Source organism: Paenibacillus sp. J22TS3, assembly GCF_018403205.1.
Lineage (GTDB): Bacteria > Bacillota > Bacilli > Paenibacillales > Paenibacillaceae > Fontibacillus > Fontibacillus tuaregi.
Map to the genome: position 1 here is coordinate 748064 of NZ_BOSF01000002.1, position 13036 is coordinate 761099.

Below are 13036 nucleotides of genomic sequence, written 5' to 3' on the forward strand. Positions count from 1 at the left end.
ATGAGCGGTATATCTGAGGAAACAGCTACGGCTATTAAACAGATATCATTACGCCGGGGAGCCATCCGGGAAGTACCTGGTTATCTGCTGGAACGGAACTACTTGAAGCCGCTGATGGTGGCTGACAAGAACACATACGAGGCGGCAGGGGAGCTTCTCTCTGACCATCTTTCCCAGTCGGGAGTTCAAGCGAAGATCAAGCTGCTGACTCCCAATACAGCGGGGGATTATGCCGCTGACGAACAGACAATTGTAGAAGTGCTTCAGAGCTTGGAGCCGGATCAGACGGATTGTCTGATTGCGGTCGGCTCCGGGACAATTCATGATATTGTTCGTTTTGTCAGTCACAAGACCCGAATCCCCTTCGTCTCTGTGCCGACAGCTCCATCCGTCGACGGGTTCACTTCATCTGGGGCCCCACTTATTCTTCGAGGTGTAAAAACGACCGTGGCTGCGGTTCCTCCTACTGCGATTTTTGCTGATTTGGACATTCTTATGAATGCTCCCCAGCCGCTGATTGCCGCAGGATTCGGAGATATGCTGGGCAAATACACTTCCTTGTTCGACTGGAAATTCTCCCATCTTACCGCCGGCGAACCCTATGATGAACAAGTGGCTGCCATTACGGAGCGCGCTTTAAAGTCGTGTGTGGATCACGTGGAGCAGATCGGCAGCCGGACAGAAGCGGGTATTCATACCTTAATGACCGCTTTAATTGAATCGGGAATTGCTATGCTTTTATTTGGCCAATCTCATCCTGCCTCTGGGGCGGAGCATCATCTGTCCCATTACTGGGAGATGGAATATTTAAGGCGGGGAAGCAGAGCTCATCTTCACGGAGCGAAGGTGGGGGTAGCTTGTGCGGAAATCTCCCGCTTGTATCATAATGCTGTGGACCAAGGCGTCTACCCTGGCAGTGAACCGGAGGAATTAAAGAAATTCGGTGCCCAAATTCGCAAGTGGGTGGATGATATCCCGTCAGAATCCGAGATTCGCCAGTTGCTGAATACGGTTCATGGGCCTGTAAGCAGAGTGGAGCTCGGCATCGATGACCAGCTGCTTGAGCGAAGCCTTAACGAAGCTCACAAGCTGCGCCCGCGCCATACTCTGCTTAGAGCTCTGAACGAGGCCTAACAATTAGCTGCTTATGTAATAAAGGATCACATCTCTTGTGTAAGTTGATGTGATCCTTTTATAAGATTACCTCATTTCGGCAGCATTGATCATGATTGATAACGATCTGCTTCAACTAACTGTTTGTCCATTTATTGCTCCTCGACGTTATACAAGATTCTTGCAGACAAGTCTTGGGCATAGTTGCCGAAATATTTGCCGTAGATGGTCAGACCCCGCTTATTCACCGAATTATCCGTGACGGCAATACGGAAAGTCAGCTCACTTTTGTAGTCTAACTGAATCTGATCCAGTGTTACATCCGAGATCCGGCAGCCGTCGATGAAGCTTCCTTCATTGTTGATGCGAATCAGCTTGAGCATGCCGTATTGGTTCAGGTGAGGCGGCCACCATTCGGGATTAAAGGTGCCACGGGTGTCTCCGAAATCGCCAGGACTTGTCCAGTATCCCAGCTCTACCCCGTTTAGGTAAAAATAAATGTCGGAGGGATAATTGTCGCAATAACCCGGAGCCTCGGAGCCAAGCTCCATGCAGAACTGGATCTCACGGAAGGTCTGGTTCGGCTTCAAATAGTTGGGTATGCGGTACTCCAAATATCCTTCAGACAGCCAGATGATCTCGGAATCGATCCGCTGGGGATCGGCAAAATATCTTGGGTCATCAAAGTCCCCGATGATGCTGTCTTTGGTTGCAAGCCCACAGGTTGGCGTGACAGAATAGTCGCTGTAATGCCCAACCTTGATATCAACTTCGTAAAGGTTCTCCGTTTCTTTGCTTTGCAGATCGATAATCAGTTTATCTTTGTTCAAATAGCACATTTTCTGAATCCCGTGTTTGCCGACAGAGGTATTAATTTCAATGAGTCCGCTCTCTTCCAGCTTCTTGATATGCATAGTAATAGCCCCATTGCTTAAATTCAGCCTCGTAGCCAGGTCATTTAAGTTCAAAGCTTGGTTCTTAGACAGCAGTTCGAGGATCTGAATTCTAATTTCAGAGCTTAACGCCTTGAAAATATCAATTCCACTCATTAAGTCCTTGATGTATATCATGGTTCTTGAACCTTCTTCCAGTAATTATTTTAGATAATCATAAACTAAATTCCAATTAAAATAAAGATTAGGCTCTAAATTTATTATTTACTTTAGAATCGGAGAATTTTTTTGAATTATTCTTCGATTTATTTTATATTTATCTAAATATAAAGCTTTATAAAATGAGTAAAAAACGAATAATATAAGATTATTCCTCTTTATTTCATAAATACATAAAATGTTTTAGATATTATTGTTTACAAGGAGGTGCATATGTGATAATTTATAAGTGTAAGCGGATTCATTAACTATATAATAAATCATTTTAAACTTCATTAAAATGGATGGTGAGCACATGTCATTATCAGAACTTAAAGCAGGAATGGTTGTGGACAAAGCCTTCCGGATCGCGGAGGTCGACAACCGTATATACGGTTCCTTCATAGAGCATTTGGGCCGGGCGGTCTATGGAGGTATTTATGAACCCGCTCATGTAACAGCTGACCCGGAAGGGTTTCGCGAGGATGTCAAACAGCTTGTCCAAGAACTGAATGTTCCCATCATACGTTATCCAGGCGGCAACTTTGTCTCAGGCTATAACTGGGAAGATGGCGTAGGACCTGTTGATCAGCGTCCCAAACGATTGGATTTGGCTTGGCGAACTACGGAGCCTAATGAGGTGGGGACCAATGAATTTATGAAGTGGGCCAGGGAAGTAGGTTCAGAGGTCATGATGGCAGTCAATCTCGGTACCCGCGGCGTGGATGCGGCGAGAAATTTGCTGGAGTATTGCAACCATCCAGAGGGCAGTTATTGGAGTGACCTGCGCCGCCGGCATGGGTATGAACAGCCGCATGGCGTTAAGACCTGGTGCCTCGGGAACGAGATGGACGGCCCTTGGCAGATTGGTCAGAAGACCCCGCAGGAATACGGAAGACTCGCCTATGAGACTGGAAAGGCTATGCGGCTGGTTGATCCATCGATAGAGCTGGTTTCCTGTGGGAGCTCAAGCACGGGAATGCCGACTTTTCCTGAATGGGAAGCCATAACCCTCGATCATACATACGAGATTGCGGATTATGTGTCCCTGCATCAGTATTACGGGAACAGAGACAACGATTCGGCTAATTTCCTGGCACGGACGATGGATATGGAACATTTTATCCATACCGTCAGCTCGACCTGTGATTACATCAAAGCGAAGAAGCGGAGCAAGAAGACCATGATGCTTAGCTTCGACGAATGGAATGTCTGGTACCATTCGAATGATGCGGACGCCAAGCTTGAACCCTGGAGTGTAGGACCTCCCCAGCTGGAGGATATTTATAATTTTGAAGATGCGCTGCTGGTTGGGAGCATGCTGATTACTTTCCTCAGAAATGCGGACCGTGTCAAGATTGCCTGTCTGGCCCAGCTGGTCAATGTGATTGCGCCAATCATGACCGAGAACGGCGGTAGAGCGTGGAAGCAGACGATTTTCTACCCTTATCTGCATGCCTCGCAATACGGCAGGGGGGTGTCGCTAAGACCGGTGGTGGACTCTCCTAAATATGATGCTCAAGATTATACGGATATTCCTTATTTGGACAGTGCGGTTGTATATAACGAAGAGCTTGAGGAATTAACCCTATTCGCGGTGAACAGGCATCTGGAAGAGGCGCTTGAACTGAAGTGTGATGTGCGCGGGTTTGAAGGGTACCGTATTGTGGAGCATATTGTCCTGGAACATGAGAATCTGAAGGCGGTTAATACGGCTGAAGAAGAGAGTGTAAGACCTCATACTCAAGGCAGCTCGACATGGAATGGCGGATATGTAAATGCCCGTTTGTCTAAAGCTTCATGGAATGTGATCCGCCTGCGCAAAGTCTAGGGAACAAAGGTATTGGCCTATTTGAATACGGTTCCAAATCTTTGATTTATTAGGAGGGGTTCTAGTGATAAAGAAAAAAGGTTGGTTAACATGGATCTCACTGATTCTTGTGTGCTCCACCGTACTAGCAGGTTGTGGTAAGGGAGGGTCAAGCAGTGCCGAAGGCGGGACTAAGGAATTGACGTTTATGTTCCGCGGAGGACCTGATGAACAAACTGCCTACAAGAATGTGGTTAAGCAGTTTGAAGCTGATCATCCGAATATCAAGGTCAAAACTGTAATTACAACAGGTGACCAATATGCAACCAAATTAAAAGCCGCCATCACAGGTAATAAACTTCCCGACGTGTTCTATTTTGAATCCGGCGATCTCAAGGCTTATGTCAACAGCGGAGTTCTTATGAACTTGACGCCATATATCGAGAAGAATAAGAACATCAATCTGAACAATATTTGGAAATATGGTGTTGATCTGTACCGCTATGACGGAAAAATGGCTGGTCAAGGTGATATCTATGGAATGCCTAAAGACGTAGGGCCATTTGCACTCGGTTATAACAAAACGATGTTCGAGAAGGCTGGAATTCCGCTGCCCGATAAGGATAAGCCGATGACCTGGGAAGAATTCCTGAAGGTTCAGAAGGAGCTTACCAAAGATACGGACGGAGATGGAAAGTTGGATCAGTTCGGCTCCGGTTTTAACATTAACTGGGCACTTCAGTCCTTTGTTTGGAGTAATGGGGCGGACTTCCTGGATTCCTCCAAGACCAAGGTAACGGTCGACGATCCTAAATTCGCTGAAGCGCTTCAATACCTTGCCGATTTACAGAACGTAAGCAAAGTTACTCCGACGATCGCAGATTCCCAGACGCTCGATACGTATCAGCGCTGGATGAAAGGGCAGCTGGCCTTCTTCCCTGTGGGGCCATGGGATATGTCTACTTATGAGAAGCTGCCTTTCGAATATGATCTGATTCCTTACCCAGCCGGGTCAACTGGCAAATCAGCGACCTGGACCGGTTCACTCGGGATAGGGGTATCGAAAAAGACCAAGTATCCGGATGAAGCAGTAGAGCTGGTTAACTATCTGACTACTTCCAAAGCAGGCATGGATGCGCTGGTCAAAGCGAAAGTCCAAATCCCTAACATGGTTGATATGGCCAAAACATGGGCGGCAGATACCTCAACCAAGCCGGCGAATAAAGAGGAATTCCTTCAAATCGTTGAGGAGTACGGAAGGGCGTTGCCAGGCAACTATACCTACAATGCGGAATGGTACAACTTGTTCTTTACGGATATCCAACCTGTTCTTGATGGCAAAATCACTGCAGCAGAGTACGTGAAGCAGGAACAGCCAAAAATGCAGAAGCTGCTCGATAAGGCGATTGAACAGGAGAACAGATCCAAGAAGTAATGACTACCCGGAGAATAAATGATGTTAGCTGCCGAATCCGGCTAACATCATTTTCAATTCCGGCATCCGAAATTGAGGTGAAGGCATGGAAACCAAATCAAATCTGCAGCTTCAAGACCCTGCAGCTCAGACGAAGCGTGGGGCAACCAAATCCAGATTGTATCGAAAAGAAAAGATATATGGCTATCTATTTATCCTTCCTCCTGTTCTGGGACTGTTGATTTTCACGCTGTTTCCGGTTATCTATTCCGTCTATGGGGCTTTCACTGATTGGGATGGCTTGGGACAGATGACCTTTATAGGGCTCGGTAATTTTAAAGAATTATTCTCGGATGAGTTGTTCTATAAGGCGGCTTTCAACACCATCTATCTCATGATCGGGATTCCGATCGGATTGTTCCTGGCACTGCTCCTAGCCCTTGGACTCAATCGCAAAATCCCAGGCACAACAGCTTTCCGGGTTATCTATTACGTGCCTGTAATCTCCTCCCTGGCTGCGATCTCCATTCTTTGGAACTGGGCCTACAACGGGGATTATGGCCTTGTGAACCAGTTTCTGGATCTCTTCGGTATTGACGGACCGAACTGGCTGGCCAATAAGTACACGGTGAAGCCGGCCATCATCATCATGACGGTCTGGAAGGGTCTTGGCTACACTATGCTTTTGTATTTGGCTGCGCTTCAGAGTATCCCAAGAACTTATTACGAAGCAGCAGAGCTGGATGGGGCCAGCGGCTTCAAGTCGTTCCGGCATATTACTTGGCCAATGGTTAAGCCGGTAACCTTCTTCATTGTGGTTACAAGCATAATCGGCGGATCTCAAATCTTTACGGAAATCAATATCATGACATCCACCGGCGGAACAGAATATTCTTCCGCATCTGTTGTCTTCTATATTTGGCAGAAAGCCTTTGGAAATCTGCAAATGGGTTACGCATCCGCTATGGCCGTCGTTTTGGGGCTTTTCATATTTGTTGTAACTCTGATCCAATTCAAAATGAACGAGAAATCGTCCTACGAGATGGACTGATCACAAGGAGAAAGGAGCGAATATGAATATGTCCCATTCACAAAAGAGACGGCTGGCCAATACGATCATTTTTATCGTTCTGGCTATCGGCGCAATCGTGATGATTGCCCCGCTATTATGGATGCTTACCACCTCTGTTAAAGATAAACAGGATGTATTTGCACTTCCACCCAAATGGATTCCGGATGTATTCCACTTTAATACATACGTCGAGATCTGGGAGAAGGGGCCGCTGCTTACCGGGATTACAAACAGTTTAATCGTAGCGGTGAGTGTAACGGTCGTGGGCACTTTCACATCGAGTCTTGCCGCATTTGCCTTCGCCAAGCTCAAATTTCCGCATAAGAATAAGATTTTCTTGCTGCTGTTGTCTGCGATTATGATTCCATATCCGGCAGTCATGATTCCCCAGTTTATTATGTTCTCAGAGCTGGGATGGGTGGATACGCTGCTGCCTTTGATCGTACCGGGATTGTTCGGGAATATCGTGATGATCTTTTTCATCAGACAGTACCTGGTAAGTGTGCCTAACGAAATTATTGAAGCTGCCAAAATTGATGGAAGCTCGTACTTCAGGCTGTTCTCGACGATTACGTTCCCCTTAATCAAACCTGCGGTTGCGGCCCAGCTTATTCTTTGGTTTATGGGGATCTGGAATGATTATCTGGCACCTATTATTTATCTAAATTCACCGGAGAATCAGACCCTCCAGCTTGTGATTGCTAATTATAATGCAACCTATGCCATACAGACGGACTATCCTCTGATCATGGCCGCTTCAATTATCGCGCTGCTGCCTGTTCTTATTACATTCTTGGTGTTCCAGAAGCAAATTATTGAGTCTGTAGCGATTTCCGGAGTTAAGGGATGAATCCTCAGGCTAAATGGAGGGCGATTATGGTTATTCCTATGTTTCTATTGTTCGGGGCAAGCGGATGTACGGCGGATAATCCCGCTCAACCTGTATTTCCACCTTCCCCAGGGGAAATCAAAATGTATGATACTTCGGCCATCGATAACGCTGCTGCTTGGACGATTAACAATGCTCATGATCCAGGCATTGTTAAGACGGACCAAGGATATTACGTATTCTCCACAGATGTGAAGGTAGGAGGTGAAGCGAAGCCGGGTGTGATGGTACGCAAATCTGACGATCTCATTCATTGGAAATGGGTGGGGCAGGCTCTCCCGGATGTGCCTTCTGAAGCCAAAGCATGGAGTGGCGCTGTTGGGCTGTGGGCACCGGATGTTGTGAAATATAAAGACACCTATCGTCTCTATTACTCAGCATCCACCTTTGGAAGTAGGCAGTCGATGATTGGTCTGGCAACATCCCCTTCCATTGAAGGGCCTTGGACCGATAAGGGGGCCGTCATGCAGACCCGGAACGAGGACTCACTTAATGCCATTGACCCGAATGTGGTAACAGATGCGGACGGCAGAATGTGGATGGTGTATGGCTCGTTCTTTGGCGGAATTCACATCACTCAGCTCGATCCTGAAACCGGCAAGCCTGCGGAACCCGGCTTCGGCACCTTGATTGCGGCCCGTGACCGTGTTACTGAGGATGGGGCAGTGGAAGGCCCCTATATCATTTACAACGAGAAATATAAGAAATATTACTTATTCGTCTCGTATGACTCTTTATTTGAAGATTACAATGTGCGTGTTGCAAGGTCGGACTCCATCACAGGTCCCTATGTAGACTACAACGGGAAGAAAATGACAGATACGTCTTACGAGCCGCAGTATGAGATAGGCAACAAAATTCTCGGTGGTTACAGGCTTGGTGAAGATGCCGGATGGATTGCACCAGGGCATAATTCAGTGCTCAAGGATGGGGACAATTACTTCATCGTTCACCATGCCCGAGGTGAGTTGGATAAGAACTGGTCCTATCTGCATGTGCGTAAAATTCTCTGGACTGAAGACGGATGGCCGGTTGTATCGCCCGAACGCTATGCGGGAGAGACGCAGCAGGATATCCCTAAGTCTCTGATTCCGGGCGGTTGGGAGTATCTGGTTATGGATAAGTCCGTTGATGGTCAGATCCAGTCCAGCCACATCAAGCTTGGAGCGGATGGCACAATCGAAGGATCGGCGGAACAGGGGAAATGGTCTTTTGATGGCAAGTTCACAATGACATTGACGTGGAATAACCCGGTGGAAGACCGGAGTAAGGTTCAGCGGGTTCAGCTGCTGCCATCTTGGGATTGGGAGAGGAACCGGCAGACGCTTGTTTTTACCGGAATGGATGGGAACGGGACTGCGGTCTGGGGCAAACAAGTAGATTCTAACCAATAAATATAGAGTGGGGAGGACAACTAATGATTAACGTAAAGCTGAATGCCGGAGAGAAAAAGGGGACGATAAGCCGTCACTTGTACGGACATTTTGCCGAGCACTTGGGCAGATGTATATATGAGGGACTATGGGTGGGGCCAGACTCTCCAATACCGAATACGGAAGGAATTCGGAATGATGTGCTTGAGGCCTTGAAGCGCTTGAACATCCCGGTCCTGCGTTGGCCAGGCGGGTGTTTTGCCGATGAGTATCACTGGATGGACGGTATTGGTCCTGCTTCAGAACGTGCAAGAATGATCAACAATAACTGGGGTGGGGTTGAGGAGAACAATCATTTTGGCACACATGAATTTCTGCGTCTGTGCGAACTTCTGAATACAGAGCCTTATATCAGTGGTAATGTAGGCAGCGGCACTGTTCGTGAAATGCAGCAGTGGGTGGAGTACATGACCTTTGACGGTGAGTCGCCGATGGCCAACCTACGCCGGAGCAACGGCCGTGATGAACCTTGGGCGCTACCTTTCTTCGGGGTAGGGAATGAGAACTGGGGCTGTGGCGGGAATATGCGTCCGGAATATTATGCGGATCTTTATCGGCATTACTCTACCTACGTACGTAACTATGGTGGGAATAAGGTATATAAAATCGCCTGTGGTGCAAATACGGATCACTTCCACTGGACTGAAGTGCTGATGCGCGAAGCCGCCGAGCTCATGGATGGACTCAGTCTTCATTATTACACCATCCCGTCGGGCAATTGGTTCGCCAGCAAAGGCTCGGCTACGGAATTTGGCACAGACGAGTGGTTTGCCACCCTCAAAAACACGCTGTATATGGAAGAATTAATCATTAAGCATTCTGAAATTATGGATAAATATGACCCGGAACGCCGGGTAGGGCTTATTATCGACGAGTGGGGAACCTGGTGTGATGTGGAGCCGGGAACGAATCCGGGTTTCTTGTACCAACAGAATACCCTGCGTGATGCACTTGTGGCAGGCATCAATCTGAACATTTTCCACAAGTACTGCAGCCGGGTGAAGATGGCCAATATTGCCCAATTGGTGAATGTGCTTCAGGCCTTGATCCTTACCGAGGGTGATCGTATGCTGCTGACCCCAACGTATCATGTGTTCGATATGTACAAGGTCCACATGGATAATGAGCTGCTCGAGCTGGAGTTCGTAAGTCCAAATTACATTTATAACGGCGCATCCATCCCACAGATTAGCGCTTCAGCTTCCATGGATGGGGAAGGAGCGATTCACCTGACGGCATGCAACCTGCATCACGCAGAAGCAGCGAGCTTTAGCTGCCGTATTGAAGGTTCCAATTATAGCAAAGTGTATGGCAAAATTTTGACTCATACTTCACTAAACGCACATAACACGTTTGAGCAGCCGGACCTTGTGGCGCCTGTTTATTTTGAAGATGCTGAGCTGAAGGACGGGGTTCTTGAATTTGAACTGCCTCCCGCTTCCATTCTAGTGCTCACACTTAACTAAGATGACTATTAGTACTGGAGTCAAACATGGCATTGATGGGTGCAAAGGCTGTTCAGCTAGTGTCCGGGTAAGCTCTGAAAAGCTGGAACGAATAATTCAAATGGCTGTGCAGAACCGGGTTGCCGTATCTAATGAGGAATATGCCCGGCGTCTGGATACGTGCTGGAGCTGCCCGTCACTTCAATATGAATCAACCTGCAAGCACTGTGGCTGTCTGGTTGCGGTAAGAGCCAAGCTTAGCGATTCCATCTGCCCATATCCTGGGCAATCAAGATGGTAGAAACATAAAATTTCGCATGTATAAGGAGACAAGGGAAATGGACAGAACCAGAGAATACAACAATCCATTGGTGGAGCAGCGGGCTGATCCATGGGTATACAAGCACAGTGATGGATATTATTATTTTACCGCTTCGGTTCCTGAATATGACCGGATTGAAATCCGGCGTTCGGCTACACTTGAAGGGCTGAGAGATGCCCGGCCCGTGGTGGCTTGGCGTAAATATGAGACAGGCATGCTGAGTGCCAACATTTGGGCCCCTGAAATTCATTATATTCAAGGGAAATGGTATATCTATTTTGCGGCTGCCAGAACTACAGAGACCCAGGATGGCCTGTTCGACCACCGGATGTATGCGCTTGAGAATGAATCGGCCAATCCGCTTGAAGGGCAGTGGGTGGAGAAGGGGCAAATCAAGACGGCTTGGGAGTCTTTTGCGCTTGATGCGACTACATTTGAGCATCAAGGAAGCTTGTATTATGTGTGGGCCCAGAAAGATCCGAAGATCGAAGGCAACTCCAACCTGTATATCTCCAGGATGAGCAACCCCTGGACGCTAAGCGGACAGCAGGTCATGATCTCGACACCGGAATATCCCTGGGAGATTATCGGCTTCCGAGTCAATGAGGGAGCGGCTGTACTCAAGCGGAACGGACGGATCTTTATCAGCTACTCGGCAAGCGCAACGGATCATAATTATTGTATGGGTCTCCTGTATGCCGACGAATCCTCGGATTTGCTGAATCCGGCGTCATGGACCAAATCGCCGGTGCCCGTATTCCAGACCAACGAAGAGACAGGGCAGTATGGACCTGGGCATAACAGCTTTACGGTGTCAGAGGACGGCCAGGATGTCCTGATCTACCATGCACGCAATTATAAAGAAATCACCGGGGACCCGCTGTACGACCCGAACCGCCATACCCGGGCACAGGTATTTGACTGGAATGAGGATGGGATGCCGAATTTTGGTACGCCGGTTAAAGATACACAGATCAGATAAGCCTGGAAGATTGGCTCAACAGGTTATGAGCAGCTGTAGCTATAGCTATTAAATGAGATAAATATTATTCTGCGACAAGGAATACCTTCTCTTCTATGGGGTGAAGGTGTTCCTTTTTTTGTTATCTATGAAAAGAAACTGAAGTCAATAGAGATGCATTTCATATGGGACAAAATGTATCTTTATTAGATATTTTATATATAATTTCACATATTACCATATTATACAGTCTATATTTTCTATTTCAGTGAATAACTATAAATTTGCGTTGACAAATACCAAGTAATCAAATAGGATATAATAAATTTACTAGACAAATGAAAATATTGGGGGAGTTATTTTATGAAGAAATCGATCATGTTCATCTTCGCGGCAGTTCTGTTCATCTCATTGGTGGGATGCTCATCTGGAGGTGCTGATACGAAATCCGATGCGAACGCTGCATCTGGAAAAGAAGACACAGGCAAGAAAAAGAAAATTGCCTTGGTACTCCCCGATAAAATCGGTGTCAATCCATTCTTTGAAGAAATGGACAAAGGGCTCAAGAAAGCCGGAGAAGAATTCAAAGTGGACACGAAAACCATCGAATCCACCGACCCAGCAGCATTTGAACAAAATCTGCGCACAGCGGTTGCGGAAGATTATGATCTGATCATTACTTCATTATTTACAGCTGAGGATGCTCTGAAGAAGGTGGCTGCTGAGAATCCAGACAAGTCTTTTGCCATTATTGATACGTCTATCGAGGCGCCCAACATTCGAAGCGTCGTATTCCGCGAATATGAAGCGTCTTATCTGCTTGGAGCTGCTGCGGGTCTTGCGACAAAGACCAATGTTGTAGGCTTGGTTGCGGCCCAAGATGTTCCGCTTCTGAAGAAATACACGGTCGGATTTGAAGAAGGACTGAAATCTGTGAATCCAAAAGCCAAGTATCTGGTTAACTATGTCGGCAGCTTTAATGATCCGGCTAAAGCCAAGGAGCTTGCTCTGGTGCAATTCGGACAAGGTGCTGACTTTATCGCCGGTGCGGCAGCTGTATCCGACCTGGGCGTATTCGAAGCTGCTAAGGAGAAAGGGTTCTACACAAACGGTCAAGATACGGATCAGACCGTAGTAGACCCGGAACACGTGGTGCTCTCCCAGTTGAAAGAGACTTCAACGGCCGCATATGAGACCGTGAAGGATTTCGCAAGCGGAAGCTTTAAATTCGGTACTGTGGATTACGGTTTGAAGGAAAATGGAGTCGGACTGACCTATGTGACCCGTGACAGTCAGTCGCCGCTCAGTCCGTTTATCGGACAAAAGGTAGTGGACGACGTGAAGAAAATTCGTGACGATATCGTCTCCGGCAAAATTGTAGTCAAAAACCCACTGCAATAAGAATCCCTCTAAGGAAGCCGGCTGCTCATCCAGCAGATGGCTTCCTTTTTGGTGTGGTCCAAGCTTAAGAAGAAAGGAGACCAGT

Annotated in this window: 11 protein-coding genes; 10 read left to right on the forward strand and 1 reads right to left on the reverse strand. The window is 47.3% G+C overall.

What is annotated here, in order from left to right:
* The gene (locus KJS63_RS09350) at window positions 1–1134 is read left to right on the forward strand and encodes a sn-glycerol-1-phosphate dehydrogenase (RefSeq protein WP_213618839.1); all 1134 of its coding nucleotides are present in this window, start codon (window positions 1–3) and stop codon (window positions 1132–1134) included.
* 131 nt (window positions 1135–1265) lie between these two features.
* Here KJS63_RS09350 and KJS63_RS09355 read toward each other — a convergent pair whose 3' ends face one another.
* A complete protein-coding gene (locus KJS63_RS09355; RefSeq protein WP_068619053.1) occupies window positions 1266–2183 on the reverse strand; it encodes an ArsR/SmtB family transcription factor in 918 nt (305 codons plus the stop codon).
* 337 nt (window positions 2184–2520) lie between these two features.
* Between KJS63_RS09355 and arfA the strand changes: the two genes are divergently transcribed.
* The 9 genes from arfA (at window position 2521) to KJS63_RS09395 (ending at window position 12951) form a co-directional block, all read left to right on the forward strand.
* Window positions 2521–4035 carry an arabinosylfuranosidase ArfA gene (gene arfA / locus KJS63_RS09360; protein ID WP_213618840.1) on the forward strand — a complete coding sequence of 505 codons (1515 nt, stop codon included), beginning with the start codon at window positions 2521–2523 and terminating at the stop codon, window positions 4033–4035.
* A 64-nt stretch (window positions 4036–4099) separates the two neighbouring features.
* Window positions 4100–5449: an ABC transporter substrate-binding protein gene (locus KJS63_RS09365; RefSeq protein WP_068619051.1), complete on the forward strand. Its 1350-nt coding sequence runs from the start codon at window positions 4100–4102 to the stop codon at window positions 5447–5449.
* 85 nt (window positions 5450–5534) lie between these two features.
* Window positions 5535–6479: a carbohydrate ABC transporter permease gene (locus tag KJS63_RS09370; protein ID WP_068619050.1), complete on the forward strand. Its 945-nt coding sequence runs from the start codon at window positions 5535–5537 to the stop codon at window positions 6477–6479.
* 28 nt (window positions 6480–6507) lie between these two features.
* A complete protein-coding gene (locus KJS63_RS09375) occupies window positions 6508–7350 on the forward strand; it encodes a carbohydrate ABC transporter permease (protein ID WP_213618841.1) in 843 nt (280 codons plus the stop codon).
* 32 nt (window positions 7351–7382) lie between these two features.
* A complete protein-coding gene (locus KJS63_RS09380; RefSeq protein ID WP_213618958.1) occupies window positions 7383–8783 on the forward strand; it encodes an arabinan endo-1,5-alpha-L-arabinosidase in 1401 nt (466 codons plus the stop codon).
* Window positions 8784–8806: 23 nt separating this feature from the next.
* On the forward strand, window positions 8807–10288 hold the full coding sequence (locus KJS63_RS09385) for an alpha-N-arabinofuranosidase (protein WP_213618842.1): 1482 nt from the start codon (window positions 8807–8809) through the stop codon (window positions 10286–10288).
* 100 nt (window positions 10289–10388) lie between these two features.
* Window positions 10389–10568, forward strand: coding sequence for a DUF6171 family protein (locus KJS63_RS26180; RefSeq protein ID WP_244862545.1), 180 nt, complete (start codon window positions 10389–10391; stop codon window positions 10566–10568).
* A gap of 37 nt (window positions 10569–10605) precedes the next feature.
* Window positions 10606–11571 carry a glycoside hydrolase family 43 protein gene (locus KJS63_RS09390; protein WP_213618843.1) on the forward strand — a complete coding sequence of 322 codons (966 nt, stop codon included), beginning with the start codon at window positions 10606–10608 and terminating at the stop codon, window positions 11569–11571.
* 342 nt (window positions 11572–11913) lie between these two features.
* The gene (locus KJS63_RS09395) at window positions 11914–12951 is read left to right on the forward strand and encodes a BMP family lipoprotein (protein ID WP_068619044.1); all 1038 of its coding nucleotides are present in this window, start codon (window positions 11914–11916) and stop codon (window positions 12949–12951) included.
* Window positions 12952–13036: the final 85 nt, after the last annotated feature.